Annotated in this window: 20 protein-coding genes; 12 read left to right on the top strand and 8 right to left on the bottom strand. The window is 69.1% G+C overall.

Annotated elements, in window-relative coordinates; translation table 11 throughout:
• Positions 1 to 8: 8 nt before the first annotated feature.
• The 3 genes from mdcA to madL form a co-directional block, all read right to left on the bottom strand.
• The gene (gene mdcA / locus BFF94_RS20390) at positions 9 to 1,655 is read right to left on the bottom strand and encodes a malonate decarboxylase subunit alpha (protein WP_128851259.1); all 1,647 of its coding nucleotides are present in this window, start codon (positions 1,653 to 1,655) and stop codon (positions 9 to 11) included.
• Positions 1,656 to 1,787: 132 nt separating this feature from the next.
• Complete coding sequence (gene madM, locus BFF94_RS20385; RefSeq protein WP_128851256.1) at positions 1,788 to 2,555, bottom strand: malonate transporter subunit MadM; 768 nt, start codon at positions 2,553 to 2,555, stop codon at positions 1,788 to 1,790.
• An 11-nt stretch (positions 2,556 to 2,566) separates the two neighbouring features.
• A complete protein-coding gene (madL, locus tag BFF94_RS20380) occupies positions 2,567 to 2,962 on the bottom strand; it encodes a malonate transporter subunit MadL (RefSeq protein ID WP_128851254.1) in 396 nt (131 codons plus the stop codon).
• A 329-nt stretch (positions 2,963 to 3,291) separates the two neighbouring features.
• On the opposite strand from madL, the gene BFF94_RS20375 reads away from it, so the two are divergent.
• Together BFF94_RS20375 and BFF94_RS20370 are read left to right on the top strand one after the other, a co-directional pair.
• Entirely contained in the window at positions 3,292 to 4,140 is an 849-nt protein-coding gene (locus BFF94_RS20375) for a LysR substrate-binding domain-containing protein (protein WP_219139743.1), read from the top strand.
• Positions 4,141 to 4,317: 177 nt separating this feature from the next.
• Positions 4,318 to 4,596, top strand: coding sequence for a DUF4148 domain-containing protein (locus tag BFF94_RS20370; RefSeq protein ID WP_128851251.1), 279 nt, complete (start codon positions 4,318 to 4,320; stop codon positions 4,594 to 4,596).
• A 24-nt stretch (positions 4,597 to 4,620) separates the two neighbouring features.
• Here BFF94_RS20370 and BFF94_RS20365 read toward each other — a convergent pair whose 3' ends face one another.
• The gene (locus tag BFF94_RS20365; RefSeq protein WP_128851249.1) at positions 4,621 to 5,538 is read right to left on the bottom strand and encodes a 3-hydroxyacyl-CoA dehydrogenase NAD-binding domain-containing protein; all 918 of its coding nucleotides are present in this window, start codon (positions 5,536 to 5,538) and stop codon (positions 4,621 to 4,623) included.
• Between the two features lie 246 nt (positions 5,539 to 5,784).
• On the opposite strand from BFF94_RS20365, the gene BFF94_RS20360 reads away from it, so the two are divergent.
• Together BFF94_RS20360 and BFF94_RS20355 are read left to right on the top strand one after the other, a co-directional pair.
• Positions 5,785 to 6,225: an Hsp20/alpha crystallin family protein gene (locus BFF94_RS20360; protein ID WP_128851246.1), complete on the top strand. Its 441-nt coding sequence runs from the start codon at positions 5,785 to 5,787 to the stop codon at positions 6,223 to 6,225.
• Between the two features lie 22 nt (positions 6,226 to 6,247).
• Positions 6,248 to 6,658, top strand: coding sequence for an Hsp20/alpha crystallin family protein (locus BFF94_RS20355; protein WP_128851267.1), 411 nt, complete (start codon positions 6,248 to 6,250; stop codon positions 6,656 to 6,658).
• A 113-nt stretch (positions 6,659 to 6,771) separates the two neighbouring features.
• Here BFF94_RS20355 and BFF94_RS20350 read toward each other — a convergent pair whose 3' ends face one another.
• Together BFF94_RS20350 and BFF94_RS20345 are read right to left on the bottom strand one after the other, a co-directional pair.
• Positions 6,772 to 7,083, bottom strand: coding sequence for a TFIIB-type zinc ribbon-containing protein (locus BFF94_RS20350; RefSeq protein WP_219139742.1), 312 nt, complete (start codon positions 7,081 to 7,083; stop codon positions 6,772 to 6,774).
• A 91-nt stretch (positions 7,084 to 7,174) separates the two neighbouring features.
• Positions 7,175 to 7,930: a TerC family protein gene (locus BFF94_RS20345; protein WP_128851243.1), complete on the bottom strand. Its 756-nt coding sequence runs from the start codon at positions 7,928 to 7,930 to the stop codon at positions 7,175 to 7,177.
• Between the two features lie 107 nt (positions 7,931 to 8,037).
• Between BFF94_RS20345 and BFF94_RS20340 the strand changes: the two genes are divergently transcribed.
• Together BFF94_RS20340 and BFF94_RS20335 are read left to right on the top strand one after the other, a co-directional pair.
• Positions 8,038 to 8,937 carry a LysR family transcriptional regulator gene (locus tag BFF94_RS20340; RefSeq protein WP_219139741.1) on the top strand — a complete coding sequence of 300 codons (900 nt, stop codon included), beginning with the start codon at positions 8,038 to 8,040 and terminating at the stop codon, positions 8,935 to 8,937.
• Between the two features lie 159 nt (positions 8,938 to 9,096).
• Positions 9,097 to 10,122, top strand: coding sequence for a DUF2242 domain-containing protein (locus tag BFF94_RS20335; RefSeq protein WP_219139740.1), 1,026 nt, complete (start codon positions 9,097 to 9,099; stop codon positions 10,120 to 10,122).
• Positions 10,123 to 10,360: 238 nt separating this feature from the next.
• Here the strand turns inward: BFF94_RS20335 and BFF94_RS20330 are convergent, their stop codons facing one another.
• On the bottom strand, positions 10,361 to 11,281 hold the full coding sequence (locus BFF94_RS20330) for a pyridoxal-phosphate dependent enzyme (protein ID WP_219139739.1): 921 nt from the start codon (positions 11,279 to 11,281) through the stop codon (positions 10,361 to 10,363).
• A gap of 159 nt (positions 11,282 to 11,440) precedes the next feature.
• Between BFF94_RS20330 and BFF94_RS20325 the strand changes: the two genes are divergently transcribed.
• The 6 genes from BFF94_RS20325 to BFF94_RS20300 all read left to right on the top strand — a co-directional run bounded on the left by BFF94_RS20325 (position 11,441) and on the right by BFF94_RS20300 (position 19,397).
• The gene (locus BFF94_RS20325) at positions 11,441 to 12,352 is read left to right on the top strand and encodes a LysR family transcriptional regulator (protein WP_128851240.1); all 912 of its coding nucleotides are present in this window, start codon (positions 11,441 to 11,443) and stop codon (positions 12,350 to 12,352) included.
• Between the two features lie 701 nt (positions 12,353 to 13,053).
• Positions 13,054 to 14,259 (top strand): MFS transporter, encoded by a 1,206-nt coding sequence (locus BFF94_RS20320; protein ID WP_219139738.1) that lies wholly within the window; start codon positions 13,054 to 13,056, stop codon positions 14,257 to 14,259.
• 557 nt (positions 14,260 to 14,816) lie between these two features.
• On the top strand, positions 14,817 to 15,302 hold the full coding sequence (locus BFF94_RS20315; protein WP_372454255.1) for a Csu type fimbrial protein: 486 nt from the start codon (positions 14,817 to 14,819) through the stop codon (positions 15,300 to 15,302).
• Between the two features lie 15 nt (positions 15,303 to 15,317).
• Positions 15,318 to 16,037: a fimbrial biogenesis chaperone gene (locus tag BFF94_RS20310; RefSeq protein ID WP_128851237.1), complete on the top strand. Its 720-nt coding sequence runs from the start codon at positions 15,318 to 15,320 to the stop codon at positions 16,035 to 16,037.
• Positions 16,038 to 16,137: 100 nt separating this feature from the next.
• Complete coding sequence (locus BFF94_RS20305) at positions 16,138 to 18,438, top strand: fimbria/pilus outer membrane usher protein (RefSeq protein ID WP_246637372.1); 2,301 nt, start codon at positions 16,138 to 16,140, stop codon at positions 18,436 to 18,438.
• Entirely contained in the window at positions 18,435 to 19,397 is a 963-nt protein-coding gene (locus BFF94_RS20300) for a Csu type fimbrial protein (protein WP_128851235.1), read from the top strand. Before BFF94_RS20305 ends, BFF94_RS20300 begins: the two co-directional genes overlap by 4 nt.
• A 34-nt stretch (positions 19,398 to 19,431) precedes the next feature.
• On the opposite strand, the gene BFF94_RS20295 is transcribed toward BFF94_RS20300, so the two are convergent.
• The gene (locus tag BFF94_RS20295) at positions 19,432 to 19,719 is read right to left on the bottom strand and encodes a hypothetical protein (RefSeq protein ID WP_219139736.1); all 288 of its coding nucleotides are present in this window, start codon (positions 19,717 to 19,719) and stop codon (positions 19,432 to 19,434) included.
• Between the last annotated feature and the right edge of the window lie 19 nt (positions 19,720 to 19,738).

Raw genomic sequence — 19,738 nt, 5'->3', positions numbered from 1 at the left:
CCTCTTCCTCACCAGTTGCGGAACCGGGCCGGCGGCGCATAGAGCCCGCCCGACCAGTGCACGAGATCCTTGATCGAACGCGCGGCGAGCCAGCGGCGGTCGGCGTCGAGCGGGTCGATGCCGAGATCCTCCGGACGGCGGATCACGCCGCGCTCGCGCAGCCGCTCGACCATCTTCCGGTCGCGGCCGCGGCCGATATCCGTATAGCCGGCCACGCCGCGGATCGCGTGCTCGCGCTCGTCCTTGTCGCGGCACATCAGCAGGTTCGCGATCCCTTCCTCGGTGACGATGTGCGTGACGTCGTCGCCGTAGATCATGATCGGCGCGAGGTCGAGCTGCAGCTTGTCGGCGAGCTTCAGCGCGTCGAGCTTCTCGACGAACATCGGCACGTTCTTGTCGCCGAACGTCTCGCCGATCTGCACGACGAGCTTGCGGCCGCGCCTGAGCGCCGCCGGCGTGTCGGGGTCGGCTTCGGCGCCGGCCTTCAGCCACGGCTCGCTCGGATGGCGCCGGCCGCGCGCGTCGCTGCCCATGTTCGGCGCGCCGCCGAAGCCGGCGATCCGCTCGGCCGTGACCGTCGACGAATGGCCCGACAGGTCGATCTGCAGCGTCGAGCCGATGAACATGTCGCACGCATAGAGGCCGGCCGTCTGGCAGAACGCGCGGTTCGAGCGCAGCGACCCGTCGGGACCGGTGAACCACACGTCGGAGCGCGCGCGGATGTAGTCGTCCATCCCGACCTCGGAGCCGAAGCAGTGGATCTGCTCGACCCAGCCCGACTCGATCGCGGGAATCAGCGTCGGGTGCGGGTTGAGCGCCCAGTGCGTGCAGACCTTGCCCTTCAGCCCGAGCTTCTCGCCGTAGGTCGGCAGCAGCAGCTCGATCGCCGCGGTGTTGAAGCCGATCCCGTGGTTCAGGCGCCGGATGCCGTACGGCTCGTAGATGCCCTTGATCGCGAGCATCGCGGTGAGGATCTGCGTTTCGGTGATCGCGGCCGGATCGCGCGTGAACAGCGGCTCGACGTAGAACGGCCGGCCGGCCTCGACGACGAAATGCACGCGGTCGCCGGGGATGTCGACGCGCGGCACCTTGTCGACGATGCGGTCGACCTGGGCGATCACGATGCCGTCCTTGAACGCGGTGGCTTCGACGATGGTCGGCGTGTCCTCGGTGTTCGGGCCCGTGTACAGGTTGCCGTCGGCGTCGGCGCTGACCGCGGCGATCATCGCGACGTGCGGCGTGAGGTCGATGAAGTAGCGCGCAAACAGCTCGAGATAGGTGTGCACCGCGCCGAGCGCGATCTTGCCGCCGAACAGCAGCTTCGCGATCCGCTGCGACTGCGGGCCCGAATACGCGAAATCGAGGCGCTTCGCGATCCCGCGCTCGAACACGTCGAGATGCTCGGGCAGCACGACGCCCGACTGCACCATGTGCAGGTCGTGGATCTTCGCGCTGTCGACGTCGGCGAGCGCCGTCGCGAGCAGGTCGGCCTGCTTCTGGTTGTCGCCTTCGAGGCAGACGCGGTCGCCGGGCCGCAGCACCGCTTCGAGCAACGCCACGGTGTCGCGCGCATCGACCCGCTTGCCTTGCGCGAAACGCGCACCGGCCGCGAGGCGTGCATCGCGCGCCTGCCGCGCGTGATTCCATCCCGTCATGAACAGTTCTCCCGCTTCGATGGTCCAGCGGCATTCTAAGCCTGGCGCCGCCGCCGATTGATGATGTTGACGAATGCGACTCAGAGGACGCGGCGATGGATGCGGCCCGCCGGCGGGCCGCATCGCGCAACGCTATGCGCCGACCAGCGCGCGCGTCGCGAAGAACAGCACCGACGGGCCGAGCAGGCAGCCGACGCCCGTATGGAACGTCGCGACCAGCGCGCCGTACGGGACGAGCCGGCGGTCGGTCGCGGCGAGCCCGGCGCTCACGCCGCTGACGGTGCCCGCGAGGCCGCCGAAGATCATCGCGGAACGCGGCGTCTTCAGGCCCATGAAGTTGGCCGCGACCGGCGTGCCGACCATCACGATGATCGCCTTCACGAGGCCCGTCGCGATGCTGAGCGCGATCACGTCGGAACTCGCACCGATCGCCGCGCCCGTGACGGGGCCGACGATGTAGGTGACGGCGCCCGCACCGATGGTCGTCATGCTGACCGCATCGGTATAGCCGAACGCGCGCGCGATGCATGCGCCGACGATGAACGGCAGCACGGTGCCGAGCAGCAGCGACACGACGCCGACGAGCCCGGCCTTGCGCGCCTCGGTCGGCTGCACTTCGAACGCGGTCGCGACGATCGCGAAATCGCGCAGCATCGCGCCGCCCATCAGGCCGACGCCCGCGAACAGCCGCACGTCGGCGATTCCCTTCTCGCCGCCGGTGAACGCGCCGCCGACGTACGCAAGCGCGAGACCGATCACGATCGCGATCGCGGAGCCGTGCACGCGGCCGAACGTGAGCTTGCGCGACGCGATCGACGACAGCCACATGATCAGGCCGACCAGCGCGAACGACGCGACGAGCCCGTTGTGGGCGACGGTTTTTTCGAGCATCTGCAGCATGGCGGCCTCCGTTACTGTTCTTCGAATTGCGGCACGCCCGCGAAGGCCGTGTCGTCGCGCCCCATGCGCACGAGTACCGCGATGCAGCATGCGCAGATCGCAACCGCGCCGATGGCGGCGAGCAGTGCGACCGGCCCGCCCTTCAGCGCGGCGACGACGTTCTGGTTCGCGGCCATCGCGACGACGACCGGGATGTACATCGCGCCCCAGAAACCGACGCCCGCCTCGGTCTCCTTCGGCAGCCAGCCGCGCCGGTGCAGCCACAGGCGCAGGCAGATCAGCAGCAGCATCGCGATGCCGACGCCGCCGACATTGGTCTTCACGCCGATCGCGGTGCCCAGCAGGTCGCCGAGGAACAGTCCGGCCAGATGGCAGAACGCCAGCAGCGCGGTTCCGTAGATGATCATGAGTCGTCTCCAGTCTCTTCGTGACGGGCGCCTGACGCGTGCGGGAGGCTGGCCCGCACGCCGATCCCGGGCGCGGACTTGTCTCCTGCGGCGGTGCGCCGCGACCCGGCGGCTCGTCGTGCGAGCGCGTTCTCGGGCGGTCGATGGGATGATGCGGTTTCGGGCCGGACGCCGGATGGCTTAGACTGACCGATACAGTCGGCGGCGCGACACGGGCTACGCGTCCGGGGCGCCCTCTTGCAGAGGCCGCACCGGGGCGTGATCCGATACTAGCCCCGCAAAATCCGGCCATTTATGAAGTTGTCGAAACCGATTCAGTGGATTTAGCAATGCGTCCGTTACCGCCCGAGCTGCTGCGCAGCTTCGTCGCCGTCGCCCAGTCCGGCAGCTTCACCGCCGCGTCCGAGCGCGTGAACCTGTCGCAGTCGACCGTCAGCCAGCACATCCGCCGCCTCGAGGAGCTGCTCGACCGGCCGCTGTTCGAGCGCGACACGCGCAACGTGCACCTGTCGCAGCACGGCGACGCGCTGTTCCGCTACGCGGTGCGCATCCTCGAACTGATGGACGAAGCCGTCACGTCGGTATGCGGGCCGCCGCTGTCGGGCAACGTGCGGCTCGCGATGTCGGAGGATTTCGCGTCGGCGCACCTGACGGCGGCGCTTGCGAGCTTCGTGCAACGCAATCCGGAAGTCGAGCTCGCGATCTCGACCGGGCTGTCAGGCGACCTGTTCGACGCGCTCGACGAAGGCCGGCACGATCTCGTGTTCGCGAAGCGGATTGCGGGCAGCCGGCGCGGCCGCGTGATCCGCAGCGAGCCGCTGTACTGGTGCACCGGCCCCGATTCGCGGATCACCGGCCACGAGGCCGTGCTGCCGCTCGCGATGCATCCGGAGCCGAGCGTGTCGCGCCGCCGCGTGCTCGAATCGCTCGAGGCCATCGGGCGGCCGTACCGGATCGCGGTGGTGAGCAGCAGCATCGCGGTGCTGCGCGCGGCCGCGAGCGCGGGGCTCGGCGTCAGCGCGTTCGCCGGCTACGTGATCCCGGCCGGGCTCACGCGGCTCGACGCGGGGCTGCCCGAACTCGGCGAACTCGAATACGTGATCGACCGGCCGGCGACCGCGTCACGTTCGACGCTCGCGCTCGAAGCCACGCTGATCACGGCGGCGGCGGAGTTGTAACCGCGCCGGGCACACCGGGTGCGCCGCATGCATGCGCGGCCGCGCCCGCAACTGACAGCTTTGCCCGCAACACGTCATCGTCCGCGCAGCACCCGCTCGCGACAATGGGACCCATCGGATGGGCACGGCCAATCGCCGCGCGTATCCGGTACCCCGTCCCCTTGATCGGAGCCCGCCATGAACGTCCTGCGATTCGCCGTCGCGACCGCTGCAGCCGCCCTGCTATCCCCCGCCTTTGCCCAGACCGACGCCACGGCGCCCGTACCGGGCCTGACACGCGCGGAAGTCATCGCCCAGCTCAAGCAGGCCTATCTCGACGGCGAACTGCCGACGAACGACAGCAACTACCCGCCGAGCGCCGCGACGCGCGCGCGCAACCGCGAACTGGTGCAGGCCACGAGCCCCGCCTGGCTTGCCCAGACGCCGCCCGCGCCGCAGACGACGTCGCAGCAGTAGCCGGGCGCTGTCGCTCCGGCGCGGTCAGGGCAAAAAGCTGCGGCGCCGCGCGTCGATCAGCTCGACGAGCAGCCGGTCGCGTTCGGCCGCCAGCTCCTGCATCGAGCGCTCGCCCTGGATCGCGCGCAACTCGTCGTTCAGCTTGCGATCGACTTCCGGATCGAACGAAGGCGTGCCGAGGTCGTCCCACCAGCTCGTGATCGGCCCCGACAGGTGTTCGAGGAAGTGCGCGATCCCGCCCGCGCCGCCGCCGAGGTGGTAGGTCAGGCACTGCCCCATCAGCCCCCAGCGCAGGCCGGGCCCCCATGCGACGGCCTTGTCCGCATCGGCGACGCTCACGACACCTTCGCCGACGAGGTGATACACCTCGCGGAACAGCGCGGCCGCGAGCCGGTTCGCGACATGGCCGGTCATCTCCTTGTTGAGGACGATCGTCTGCTTGCCGAGCGCATCGTAGAAATCCTTCACGCGTGCGATCACGTCCTGGCCGGTCGCGTCGCCGCCGACCAGTTCGACGAGCGGGATCAGGTGCGGCGGATTGAACGGATGCGCGATCAGGCAACGTTCCGGATGCTTCGCGCAGGCGGTCTGGATGTCCGACATTTTCAGGCCCGACGAGCTCGATGCGATCGGCACGTGCGCGGGCAGCACGTCGTCCATCTGCCGGTACAGCACACGCTTCAGGTCGAGCCGCTCCGGGCCGTTCTCCTGCACGAAATCGACGCCGTCGAGCGCGCGCACGAGATCGGCGTCGAACGACAGCCGCGCGGAAAGTTCGTCGGCCCGGCCGCCGAGAAACGCGGCCAGCGCGTCGCGCAGCCGCGCATCGGCTTGCGGCGCCGGGTCGGTCGCGACGACGTCGAAGCCCTTCGTCAGGTAGAAAGCTGCCCAGCTCGCGCCGATCACGCCGGCGCCGACGATCGCGATGCGTCGAATGTCCATGGTTGTCCCGAGTGGTTGGTCTGCAGATAGGTCGCGGCGATTGTCGCATCGAATCCCGCGGGCCTGCGTTGACGCAGATTGCGGATTCCCTCTTGAAATGCGCCGCGGCGGCCACTAATTACGCATCGTCGGGCAGTACTCCATGCAACGCACTGCCCCCGTTTCGACCCAGTGGAGCCACCCGTCGCGCCCGCCGCAGGCGTCGCGCCGTCACGTCTCCCGCGTTCCCTGTTCAGGAGGACCAACATGAGCGGTATCCATTTCGGCAACGACCTGTTCGACGAATTCGCCCGCGTGCAGCGGCAGGTGGCGAACCTGCTCGGCGAACGCCCGTCCGGCATCCGTGCGGTGCGCCCGGGCGCCTTTCCCGCGCTCAACGTCGGCGCCACCGACGACGCCATCGAGATCGTCGCGTTCGCGCCCGGCATGGCCGCGACCGACTTCGACGTGTCGATCGACAAGGACCTGCTGACGATCAGCGGCGAGCGCAAGCCGGCGCCGCGCGGCGAAGGCGACGACCTGCGCATGTATGCGCAGGAGCGCTTTCACGGCGCGTTCCGCCGCGTCGTCGAGCTGCCGCGGGATGCGGATCCCGACCAGGTCAGCGCCCGTTATGAAAACGGCTGCCTGCTGATTCGCGTCGGCCGGCGCGAAGCATCGAAGCCGCGTGCGATCACCGTTCAGTAATCTTCAGGATACCGACATGAACATGAATGCGAACCCGACCCTGGCCGAACGCCAGACGAGCACCGTTCACCCTGCTGCTGCCGAAGCCGCGCGCCGGCCCGCGATCACCCCGTCCGTCGACATCGTCGAAGACCATCGCGGCGTCACGCTACGGGCCGACCTGCCCGGCGTGCCGCGCGAAAACCTCGACGTGAAGGTGCACGACAACACGCTGACGATCGAAGCCGACACGCGCATCGACACGCCGGCCGACCTGCGCGTGCGGCACGCCGAAGTCCGCGCGCCGCGCTACGCGCGCACGTTCGTGCTGAGCCCCGACCTCGATACGTCCAAGATCGACGCGAACCTGCGCGACGGCGTGCTGACGCTGACGATTCCGCGCCGCGAAGAAACACGTCCGCGTCGCATCGACGTGACGGCCGGCAACGCGTAAGCGCCGGCGCGTGTCGCGAAGCGGCGCGCATGAAAAAAACCCGCCCGGGCGCAATGCCGGGCGGGGCTTTTTTTGCGACGGGTGACGCACGTGCGGGTGCGCCGTCTCCGGATTCAATCGAAATCGAACAGGTCGAACACCGACTTCTTGCGACGCTGCCCGTCGTGCCTGTAACGATCGTCGTGCGAGCGGCCGTCGCGCCCCCAGCCGTCGTCGCGACCGCGCTGCTGCACCTGCGCCTGCGCAGCGTGCCGCGCGGGCGCCTCGTCGCGGCGGGCCGGCGCATCGCCGGTCTCGCGTGTGATCAGCTTGTCGAGTTCGCCGCGATCGAGCCACACGCCGCGGCACGTCGGACAGTAGTCGATCTCGATCGACTGGCGCTCGGCCATCAGCAGGTCGGGCGTCTTGCAGACAGGACATTTCATCGCGTTTCTCCTTTCCGTGCGAATTTCGTCTGAATTCCGTATGAAGGCGCGCGAGCCGGCCGCTGCGGCGGCCGGCGTCGCACGCAGTGGCTCAGTGGCCTTCCACCCGTGCCGCGCGCTTCGACTTCGCGCGCCGCGCCAGCATGTTCATGCCCTCGACGAACGCCGAGAACGCCATTGCCGCGTAGATGTAACCCTTCGGCACGTGCGAACCGAAACCTTCGGCGATCAGCGTCATGCCGATCACGACGAGGAACGACAGCGCAAGCATCACGATGGTCGGGTTGCGGTCGATGAAGCGTGCGAGCGGCTGCGCGGCGAACAGCATCACGGCCACGGCGACGATCACCGCGACGAACATGATCGGGACGTGCTCGGTCATGCCGATCGCGGTCACGATGCTGTCGATCGAGAACACGATGTCGAGCATCACGATCTGGCCGATCGCGGCCCATACCGTCAGGCCGGCCGCGCCGCCGGAACCGCCCGCGCCGTCGCCGTCGGGCGACAGGTGGTGATGGATCTCGGTGGTCGCCTTCCAGACGAGGAACAGGCCGCCCGACAGCAGGATCATGTCGCGCCACGAGAACGCATGGTCGAAGAGCGTGAACACGGGTTCGGTGAGACTCGCGATCCACGCGACGCTGCCGAGCAGCGCGAGGCGCATCACCAGCGCGAGCGCGATGCCGAGGCGCTGCGTGCGGGCGCGCTGCGCTTCGGGCAGCTTGTTGCTGAGGATCGAGATGAAGATCAGGTTGTCGATGCCGAGCACGACTTCCATCACGACGAGCGTCAGGAGCGCAGCCCAGACGGCGGGGTCGACGGCAAGCGTCAGCAGGTAGTCCATGAGTGGGCCGATACGAAAGTGGAAAGTCCGATGATATTCCGCGCCGAACTTCGGAAAAATCAGAGAGAATCTGACTTTAAGTTCGGTTTTTACGAAGTTTCGATCCGATGCTGAATTTCCGACATCTGTACTATTTCTGGGTCGTCGTGAAGGAAGGCGGCTTCGCGCGCGCGGCCGGGCGGCTCGACATGGCCGTGCAGACGATCAGCGCGCAGGTGCGCGAGCTCGAGAAATCGCTCGGGCACCAGTTGCTGCGCCCGGCCGGGCGCGGCGTCGCGATGACCGACGCGGGCCAGGCCGCGTTTGCGCGCGCGGAAGTGATCTTCGAGATGGGGCGGCTGATCCCCGACGAAGTGCGCGCGGCGGCCAGCCAGCCGACCGTGCGGCTCGCGGTCGGCCTCGCGGACGGCATCTCCAAGCTCGCCGCGCACGCGATCCTCGCGCCCGTGCTCGACACGCCCACGCTGCGGCTGCTGTGCCACGAGGGCGAGCACGATGCGTTGCTGGCGGAGCTCGCGCTGCATCATCTCGATCTCGTGCTGGCCGGCCAGGGCGCGCCGTCGGGGTCGGGGTCGAACCTGCGCGTGACGAGCGAACAGCTCGTCGCGTCGCCGGTCGACTGGTATGGCCCCGCGGCGCTCGTCACGCCGGCCGCGCGGCAGCACTTTCCGCAGTGCCTGGCCGACCTGCCCGTGCTGCTGCCGACCGCACATTCGGCGCTGCGCGCGCGCCTCGACCGGTGGCTGGAAGGCGAACGGATCGTGCCGCGCGTGGCCGGGGAATTCGAGGACAGCGCACTGATGGCCGTCTTCGCGGCGCGCGGCCTCGGGGTATTTCCGCTGAGCGAACTCGGCGCGAACGATGCGTCGCTGCTGCGCGGCCTCAGGCGGCTCGGGCGCGCGGGCGACGTGACCGAGGAGATCCACGCGATCCGCTCGCGGCGCGGCGAACATCATCCGCTGACGTCGCAGTTGCTGGCCTCCGCGCGACCGTCGCCGGCCGGCTGAAGCGAGCGCGACATCAAAGGAAACTATAATGACGCCCCGGCCATCCGAGATTGCCATGCGCCCCATGCCGGCCCCGCCCTTGCGCGCCGGCCGCCAATCGATCGCCGCGCATTGCGCGCGGCCCGGCGCGGCACCTCGCCGAGCCTTCTGAAAGACGCCATGCACAACCGATTTCGCCTGTTTTCCGTTTCGTGCGCGCTCGCGGCCGCGGCCGTGCTGGCGGCGTGCTCGTCGCCGCCCAAGCCGATCTACCAGCAGGAACAGTTCGACGCGACGAGCAGCCCGTATGCGCATACGTTCCACTCGAAATCCGACGCGGCCTGCGAGGCCGCGCGGCGCGCGCTGTTGAGCCAGGGCTATGTGGTGTCGTCGTCGCGCAACGACGCGGTCGACGGCAGCAAGAATTTCCAGCCGAACAACGACATGCACGTCGTGATCGAGTTTCACGTCGTGTGCGCGGATGCGGACGCGGACGGCTCGTCGAGCATCGCGTACGTGAACGCGGTGCAGGACCGCTACACGCTGAAGAAGTCGAATACGTCGGCCAGCGTCGGCCTCAGCGTGTTCGGCTCGCTGTCGCTGCCGATCGGGTCGAGCGACGATGCGCTCGTCAAGACCGCGAGCGAGACGATTCCCGCCGGCGTGTTCTATGAACGCTTCTTCAATCTCGTCGACCATTTCCTGAAGATCGACCCGGCCCGCCGCGACCGCGCCACCGTGAAGGCGGCCGAGAAGGAACCCGTCGCGCCGCTGCCCGAACCCGCGCCGACGCCGCAGGGCGAGCCGATGAAGATGACGACGCCGGTCGTGCCGACGCCGCCCGCGGCGCCGGTGCCGCTCTCGGTGCCGGGCATCGCGCCCGAATCGGGTGCGAACGCGGTGCCGGCCGCAGCTTCCGCCGCCGCACCGGCTGCGATGCGCGCTGCGGCGCCGGTGGCGGCTTCCGGTTCGGGGTCGGTACCGGCTTCGGCGCCCGCACCCGCTTCCAGCCCGGCGGTGCCTGCCGTCGCGGCATCGACGCCCGCCGTTGCGGCGCCGGCCGCTGCTACACCGGCATCGGCCGTGCCGGCGCCTGCGCCTGCGTCCGCAACGTCGGCACCCGCGCCCTCGAGCGCATCGCCGGCCGCCGACCATCCCGTCGCGTCGTCCGTACCGTCCGGCGCGAGCGCACCGGCCGCGAACTGACCGGTCGTCCATATCGTCGCGGCCGGTCGCGCCCGGCCACACCCGGCGCCGCGCGACGATACGTACCCGTTCCCCGTCATTCTCCATAGGAATGTCCACGCCTCCGGCTGCCTGCCGGCTGCGTGGACATCATCGCGTTGACGCTTCGCGGTAGCTCACGCGCGGTCGATGCCCGCGTTCGCCGAAATCGACGGCCGTCCGGCCGTCGCCCGTCCGACCCGCTTGCCGGCTCCCCCGCTTACCGCAACGTCGCGTGCAGCGTATGCAGCTGCTCGACGGTCGCCGTCACGCCGCCGCAGACGATCACGGCGATATCCGTCACCGCCGCGAGCACGGGCACCGGCCGCTCGAGCGCGGCCAGCGCCGCGCCGCACGCGGGCTCGACAACGATCCGGTGTTCGTCGAGGAATCGCAGCGATGCAGCCACCGCGTCGGCGTCGGACACGACGACGGGATGGATCTCGTGCCGCGTCGCCCATTCGACCGCCGCGTCGCACGGCCGCTTCGCGCCGAGCGACGTCGCGATGCTCGTGATCGCCGGCAATTCGACCGGGCGCCCCTGCGCGACCGAGCGCGCATAGCAGTCGGCACCCGCCGTTTCGGCCGCGACGACCGGCACGTCGTGCCAGCCGTTGCGCGCCAGCCCTTCGAGCACGCCGCACAGCAGCCCGCCGCCGCCGACCGCGAGCACGACCGCGTCGGGCTTCGGGCCGGCCGCCGCCATCTCGTCGATCATCGTCGCGTGGCCCTGCCACAGCACGTGGTCGTCGAACGGATGCACGAATGCGTCGTGTTCGCCGAGCGCCGACTGCGCGAACGCGTTCGCCTCGGCCCAGCTCGCGCCGTGCACGACCAGCTCCGCGCCCTCGATCCGGATCAGCTCCCGCGCGCGGGCCGACGCGCTTTCCGGCACGACGACGCGCACCGGCACGCCGAGTTCGCGGCCGCAATACGCGACCGCGATGCCCGCGTTGCCGCCCGACGACGACACGAACCGCCGCGCGCCGGCCGCATGCCGCGCTTCGCAGACGGCGCCGATGCCGCGCAGCTTGAACGAGCCCGACGGCTGCAGCGCATCGAGCTTCAGCCGGAGGGTCCTGCCGAGCCGGCGGGACGCGATTTGCGAGCGGATATAAGGGGTCGGGATATGAAGCGGCATGGGACGGGACGCAATGGGCACGGAGGGAGAACACACGCGACTCGCGAACGAGTGCGGCAATGACGGCCATCGTACGGCACGCACATCATGCTTTCCAATACCATCGGATGACGTTTGCTATGCTTCACAGGCATATCAACGAACGGGAACGGACACCGCATGCGCCAGATCGAATTGCGTCACCTGCGCTACTTCGTGGCCGTCGCGCAAGCCGGCAGCGTGATGGCCGGCGCCCGCGCCGCCGGCATCGTCCAGCCCGCGCTGTCGCGGCAGATCCGCGAACTCGAGGACGCGATCGGCACGCCGCTGCTGATCCGCCGCGCAACGGGCGTCACGCTCACGGCGGCCGGCGCGAGCTTCCTGCAGGATGCGACCGGCCTGCTCGCGACGCTGCAGGACAGCCGTGAACGCGCATTGCGCAGCGCGGCCGGCCAGCTCGGCGAACTGAGGCTCGGCGCGTTGCCGAACTGCCTGCCGTTGCCGGTCGTCGCGAACGTGCTCAAGACGTTTCGCGACGCGTGTCCGGACGTGAAACTGTCGATCGCGCCGATGCTGTCGGCCGAACAGGCAAGCGCGCTGGTACGCGGCCAGCTCGATGGCGGGATCATGGCGTGGCGTCGCGACGAGGCGCCGCACCTGTCCGGCGTGCGGCTGGTGAGCGACCGCTTCGTGCTCGCGATGCCCGCGCCGCCGGGCAGACGCTTCAGCGCGCCGCGCACGCTGGCCGATGTCGCGAACGAGCCGTTCGTCTGGTTCGACGCGCAACGCTCCGCCGCGCACCACCGGTTCCTGATGGCGCAGTGCCGGCAGGCCGGCTTCACGCCGCGCATCGCGCAGGTCGGCAGCGACATCCCGACGCTGATCGGCCTCGTCGCGGCCGGGATGGGCTGTGCATTCGTGCCGGAAAGCGCGTCGCCGACCTGCCCGCATACGGTCCGGCTGGTCGCGCTCGACGAGCTCGCGAGCCGCTTCGACATCGAGTTCGTGTTCGACGGCGCGGCAGCGGTACCGTCGCCCGTCGTCGCCCAGTTTCTCGCGGCCGTGCGCGATGCGGCCGGCGAACCGGATTGACAGCACGCCACGCGCACCCGGCCGGCGATCAAACGGCGCGATTCGCACCGCCGGCCGACGAGCGGAAGCCACCCTCCGTCAGATCAACGCTTTAGCCGCTCCAGCGCGCTAAACAACGGCACCTTGCTCGCGAAAATTCCTTCAAATCGATGACATCGAGCGCCGCAACGCCGGCATTTTTAAATTGACACCAAAAACGGCCGTTTAACGCCGATTCGAATCGTCATGTGCCGAAATATACTTCGCGCGCATCCAACCCTCGTGCCAAAGAGAGGATGCGTTTCCGCCCCGGTCACGGTCCCCCTGTGACCGGGGCTTTTTTTGCCCGCACGCATTGCCGGGCATGGATTTTCGGCCGTGACGCGATGCCCGCGCCGGGTTATGGCCGGCGCCTGGACCGCCCGCCCGATCCGCCCGGCGGCGCGTCGCCGCACGATCGCCGGGCAACTCCCGGACTGCCGCGCGGCACGGCCATCGATCCGCCACCGGATTACGATCTCCCGGCCGGAAACCGCGCCTTTCGCGTTACAAAAAACATTCGCGAAAGGCACCATCGTTTCGCCCGCCCCGCTGGAGCGTCGCCCGCCCCACATTGTTGACATGAAATCAAGATAATTTCGTCTGTCTACGGCTTTTTCCGCAAAAGTAATGCGGGCACACTTCACGCTGTCCTCAGTCCACCGATTACAGGAGCCCATCGCGTGAACACCACGACTTCCACTCCTTCCCGCCCGGGCGGCAGCGCCGCGCTGCCGCTGCTGGCGCTCGCCGCCGGTGCGTTCGGCATCGGCACGACCGAGTTCTCGCCGATGGGCCTGTTGCCCGTGATCGCCGACGGCGTGCACGTGTCGATTCCGCAAGCCGGCATGCTGATCAGCGCGTATGCGATCGGCGTAATGGCCGGCGCGCCGCTGATGACGCTGCTGCTCGCGCGCTGGTCGCGCCGCTCGGCGCTGATCGCGCTGATGTCGATCTTCACGATCGGCAACCTGCTGTCGGCCGTCGCGCCGGGCTACACGACGCTGCTGCTCGCCCGCCTCGTGACGAGCCTCAACCACGGCGCGTTCTTCGGGCTCGGCTCGGTGGTCGCGGCCAGCCTCGTGCCGCGCGAAAAGCAGGCCAGCGCGGTCGCGACGATGTTCATGGGTCTCACGATCGCGAACGTCGGCGGTGTGCCGGCGGCGACGTGGCTCGGCCAGATCATCGGCTGGCGCATGTCGTTCGCGGCAACCGCGGGCCTCGGCCTGGTCGCGATCGCCGGCCTGTTCGCCGCGCTGCCGAAGGGCACAGCCGGCAGGATGCCCGACCTGCGCGCCGAACTCTCGGTGCTGACGCGCCCCGTCGTGCTCGGCGCGCTCGGGACGACGGTGCTCGGCGCCGGCGCGATGTTCACGCTCTACACGTATGTCGCACCGACGCTCGAACACCTGAGCGGCGCAACGCCCGGCTTCGTGACCGCGATGCTCGTGCTGATCGGCGTCGGCTTCTCGATCGGCAACATCGCGGGCGGCCGCCTGGCCGACCGCTCGCTCGACGGCACGCTGATCGGCTTCCTGCTGCTGCTGATCGCGACGATGGCCGCGTTCCCGCTGCTCGCCGGCACGCATGCCGGCGCCGCCGTCACGCTGCTCGTCTGGGGTATCGCGACGTTCGCGGTCGTGCCGCCGCTGCAGATGCGCGTGATGCGGGCGGCCCACGAAGCACCGGGGCTCGCGTCGGCCGTCAACATCGGCGCGTTCAACCTCGGCAACGCGGTTGGCGCGGCAGCCGGCGGCGCGGCGATCTCGGCCGGCTTCGGCTATGCGGCAGTGCCGCTCGTCGGCGGGCTGATCGCCGCGGCCGGACTCGCGCTCGTCGTGCTGCAGGTTGCGCAGCGCCGCCGAGCACCGGCCGCCGCGAACGCGTAAGCGCGACACGCCCGAACCGTCGCCCCGTTCAGCACGCATTCCCACGGCCGCGCATTGCGGCCGATTTCATTTTCAGTCGGCCGTCCGGATTCACCGTTTTTTCAATCGGGATAAATCCTTAATATCCCCTCCCGACATCATTCGATTCGAATCGATTCACGGGCCGGCGAAATCGATTCAATGCCCCGAATGATTCATCGCTGCGACTTCCATTTCGGCAAACGTATTAATTACCATTCTCAGGTCGATACGACGCGCCGCATGGAAAAATCGTATCGCACCGCACAAGCTGTATAGCCATTTCCACATTGCAGGAAAATCTTTCGCCCCGACACGAATAATCAAATCGAAAAATGCAATGTTTTCCGACTTTATTCAATCAATAATCGATCCAACTGTAACAAAATGAAACAGCCCAAACTTTAAGATTGAAAGACTCATCGATTCGGATCAGCATTTACCGTGCCGCGGCGTGCAGGGCGCGGCTAAATCCAATCAAAAAAAGATGAGGGGGAAGTTTGAAAGTCGCCATCGCTTCCACGACATTGTCGCTTGCGCTGTCCATCGGCCTTTCGACGCCCGCCGCCGACGCGGCCACCTATTCGAACGGCACCGCGACCGCCACCTTCAACGTCACGCTGACCCTGCAGCCGAACTGTACGATCGCCGCGAACCCGCTGGCCTTCGGCACCAACGGCGTGCTGGCCACCGCGATCGACCAGCAGACGACCGTCAGCGTCACCTGTACCAACACGACACCGTACAACGTCGGCCTCGATGCCGGTTCGGTCACGGGATCGAGCATCGCGAGCCGCCTGATGGCCGGCACGTCGACTGGCAACACGACGACGACCGTCGGCTTCCAGCTCTACCAGGACGCCGGTCGCACGACGATCTGGGGCAACACGCAAGGCACGAACACCGTGGCCGGCACCGGCACGGGCGCCGCGCAGGCGCTGACCGTCTACGGCCAGGTGCCCGCGCAGGCGACGCCGAAGCCGGATACCTATCAGACGACCATCACCGCAACCGTCTACTTCTGACCGGCGCCGCAACGCATGACCGCAATACGTCGAACGCTCGCCGCGCTGCTGTGCGCGGCCGGCGCCGCGCACGCCGCGTCGCTGCAGATTTCCCCCGTCACGATCGAATTCGGGTCCGACGACACGGCCACCGGCATCACGCTGCGCAACCCGGGCGAGCGGCCCGTGTACGGGCAGGTGCGCGTGTTCCGCTGGGACCAGGCCGACGGCCAGGACACGCTGACGCCCACGCAGGATCTCGTCGCGAGCCCGCCGCTGATCGAGGTCGGCACGCTGTCCGAGCAGCTGATCCGCGTCGTGCGCGCGTCGCGCACGCCATCCGGCATCGAGCAGAGCTACCGGCTGCTGATCGACGAGCTGCCGCAGCCCGGCGAAGCGCCGACCAACGGCGTGTCGATCCGGCTGCGCTATTCGATTCCGGTGTTCGTCGAGCCGGCGACCAACGGCGCGCCGCAACTCGACTGGGCACTCGTGCGCAGCAACGGCGGCTGGGTGCTGCGCGTGCACAACGGCGGCGCGCGCCGCGCGCAACTGGCATCGGTCGAGCTCGTGACCGGCGACGGACATGCGTACCCGCTCACGCACGGGCTGCTCGGCTATGCACTCGCGGGCCGCACCGGCCAGTGGAGCGTGCCGCTGCCGGCCGGCGTCACGCTCGGCGGCAAGGTCACGGTGCGGGCGGCCGTCAACTCGCAGCCGGCCAGCGCAGTCGTCGCGGTGGAGCCGCCGGGCTAGACCGCCGGTGCACCGCCCGGCTCCTTCCCCTTCGCCATGCGCCGGCACGCGCCCGGTCAACGGACGCGGAACGTCACGACGCTCTCGGCGCATCGCGCTCGTGGCCGTCGCGGCCGTCGCGGCTGGCGGCCTGCTCGTGCCCGGCGGCGCAAGCGCGGACGAACCGGCGGCGCTCGTGATGACCGACAGCACCCACGACGTGATCCTCGAAGTCAGCGTCAACGGCGAAAGCACGACGCTGCTCGCGCACTTCCGCGAACGCGACGGCCACCTGTCGGCGAGCGGCGCCGACCTGCGCACGATCGGCGTCGCGACCGACCGGCTCGGCATCGCCGACGCGGCGACGGTCGAGCTCGACACGATTCCCGGCCTGCGCTACCGCTACGACGCGGCACACCAGAGCGTCGACCTGCAGATGCCCGATACGCTGCGCCGGCCGTACGCGGTCGACAGCCGTGCGTTGCCGCCCACGCAGGCGGCCACCGCGTCACGCGGGGTCGCGATCAACTACGAGGCGTACGCGCAGACGCTCGGCGACCGGCAGTTCTCGCTCTACACCGACGTGCGCTATTTCGATCCGAACGGCGTGTTCAACACCACCGGCACCGCGTATTTCTATAACGGCCAGCGGCGCTACACGCGTTTCGATACGTCATGGAGCCGCTCGGACCCGGCACGGCCGAGCACCACGCAGATCGGCGACGCGATCTCGGGGTCGCTCGCGTGGACGCGCTCGGTGCGCCTCGGCGGCTTCCAGTGGCGCAGCAACTTCGCGCTGCGGCCCGACCTCGTGACGTTCCCGATTCCGTCGCTCGCGGGCTCCGCCGCCGTGCCGTCCGCGGTCGACCTGTACATCAACAACGTGCGCCAGTACACCGGCAACGTGCCGAGCGGCCCGTTCATCATCCACGATGTGCCGGGCATCACCGGCGCCGGACAGGCGACCGTCATCACGCGCGACGCGCTCGGGCGCACCGTCGCGACCTCCGTGCCGCTGTACGTCGATACGCGCATGCTGTCGGCCGGGCTGTCGAGCTATGCGTTCGAGGCCGGCTTCCTGCGCCGCAACTACGCGCTGCAGTCGTTCGACTACGATGCGCGGCCGGCCGTCAGCGGCTCGATGCGACGCGGCGTCAGCGATACGCTGACCGTCGAGGGACATGCGGAAGCGACCGGCGGCGTGCTCAACGCCGGCGTCGGCGCGCTGATGCGGCTCGGCTACGCGGGCGTCGTGAGCGGCGCGGTAGCGGGCAGCGTCGGCCGCTATCCGGGCACGCAGGTGAGCGTCGGCTACCAGCTGATCGAACCGCGCTTCTCGATCAACGCGCAGACGATCCGCGCGTTCGGTCGCTACGGCGACCTTGCGTCGCGCGACGGCGCGCCGGTGCCGGCGGCGACCGACCAGGCAACCCTTGCGCTGCCGTTCCTGCACCGCCAGACGCTGTCGCTCAGCTATATCGGCTTCCGGCTGCCGCAAGGCCCGAGCGCGCGGATCGGCACCGTGTCGTACACGCTGAGCTTCGGCGATCTCGCGTCGCTGAGCATGAGTGCCTATCGCGATTTTGCGCAGCAGGGCGCGAACGGCGCGTTCGTGTCGCTCAACATCGGGCTCGGCCGCAACACGTCGATCAACGCGACCGTCGGCCGCCAGCGCGGCCAGTCGAACTACACCGTCAACGCGAGCCGTCCGCCCGACTACGACGGCGGCTGGGGCTGGGGCGTGCAGACGGGCGGCGCGGGCGCGGTGCCCTACCGTCAGGCGCAGCTGCGCTATCTCGGCCATGCGGGCGAAGTCATCGCGGCCGCACAGAGCATCGATCGCCAGACCGGCGCATCGCTCGACGTCAGCGGCGCGCTCGTGTTCATGGATCGCAGCCTGCAGTTGTCGCGCCGCATCGACGACGGCTTCGCGCTCGTGTCGACCGACGGCGTCGCGGGCATCCCGGTGCTGCACGAGAACCGCGTGATCGGCACGACCGATCGCGCGGGGCATCTGCTGGTGCCCGACCTGAATGCGTACCAGAACAACCAGGTCGCGATCGATTCGATGAAACTGCCGGCCGATGCGCGGATCGCCCGCACGTCGATGACGGTCGTGCCGCAGGCGCAATCGGGCGTCGTCGCGCATTTCGGCGTGTCGCGCTATCGCGCGGCGTCGGTGATCCTGCGTGACGCCGCCGGCAACCCGCTGCCGGCCGGCGCGCGCGTGCATCACGCCGAAAGCGGCGCGGACACGATCGTCGGCTACGACGGGCTCACGTTCATCGACGGACTGAAGGAGGACAACCATCTCGTGATCGACTACGGCACGCAACGCTGCGTCGCGGAATTCGCGTTCACCGCGCCCGGCAACGGCACGCTGCCGACCGTCGGCCCGCTGACCTGCCGGGCGGCGCCATGAGGTTCGCGCTGCTGCTCGTCGTCGCATTCGCCCTGTGGTGCGGCGTGCCGCGTCACGCGCAGGCCGAGTCGTGCACGGCCACCGCGTCGACGGTGAGCTTCGGCTCGGTCAGCCCGATCTCGAACGCGCCGGTCGCCGTGACCGGCACGGTCAGCATCACGTGCACGTGGTCGACCGTCTCGCTGACGCCGAACGTGCTCGTGTGCCTGAACCTCGGCGGCACGAGCCCGCGCAGCCTCGTCAACGGCACCAACACGATGCAGTACGACCTGTATCTCGACGGCGGCCATACGCTCGCGTGGGGCTCCGTGTATTCCGGCACGACGCCCGCGTCCGTCACGCTCGTCAAACCCGCGCTCGGCACCAGCGCGAGCGCCACGGTCACGATCTACGGGCAGATCACGTCGAACCAGCCGACCGTGCCGACGACGGGCAACAGCACGACGACCTACTCGCAGCTGTTCGGCGGCAACACGACGTCGCTCAACACCGGGTTCTACCTGCTCGCCGCGCCGACCTGCGCGTCGCTGACGACGTCGAGCGGCACCTTCCCGTTCAGCGCGACGGCGGATGTGATCAACAACTGCAACATCAGCGCGACCAACGTCAGCTTCGGCACGGCGAGCTTGCTGTCGGGCGCACTCGCGGCGACCGGTTCGATCACCGCGCAGTGCACGAACGGCGACGCGTGGAAGATCGCGCTGAACGGCGGCAGCAGCGGCAACGTGAGCGCGCGCCAGATGCAGCGCAGCGGCGGTGGCGGCACGATCAGCTACGGGCTTTACACGGATGCCGCGCGCTCGATCGCATGGGGCGACGGCACGGGCGGCAGCTCGACGGTCACGGGCGTCGGCACCGGCACGTCGCAGGTCGTGACCGTGTACGGCGCCGTGCCGGCGCAGACCACGCCCGCGCCCGGCAACTACAGCGACACGATCACCGCGACGATCAGTTTCTAGCGGGAATGGCAGGACGACGGGCCGCGCCCGCCGTTCAGAACGTGACGGTCCATGCGGGCGGCGCGCCCGCGCCGACGCCGCGCGGCGCCGATCTCGGGTCGGGCAGCGGCGCGCGGCTCAGCATGAACGGCGTGCCGTGCGCGCAACTGACGCTCGGCATGTCGGCATCGACGGCCTGCCGAACGGCGGGGCCGATCGTGCAGGTTTCCGGAATGGTGAGACTGACGCGCAGCGGAATCGACGGTTCCGCGCGGCACGCGAGCGACCCTGCGCCCAGCACCGCGAGCGCGATCGTTCCGTGTTTGATTCGGCCGGCTGCCATCGTGCGGCCCTCCTTCGTG

This window comes from Burkholderia catarinensis, assembly GCF_001883705.2.
Lineage (GTDB): Bacteria > Pseudomonadota > Gammaproteobacteria > Burkholderiales > Burkholderiaceae > Burkholderia > Burkholderia catarinensis.
Note: the sequence above shows the minus strand (reverse complement) of the source record. Positions and strands in the feature narration are given on the sequence as shown.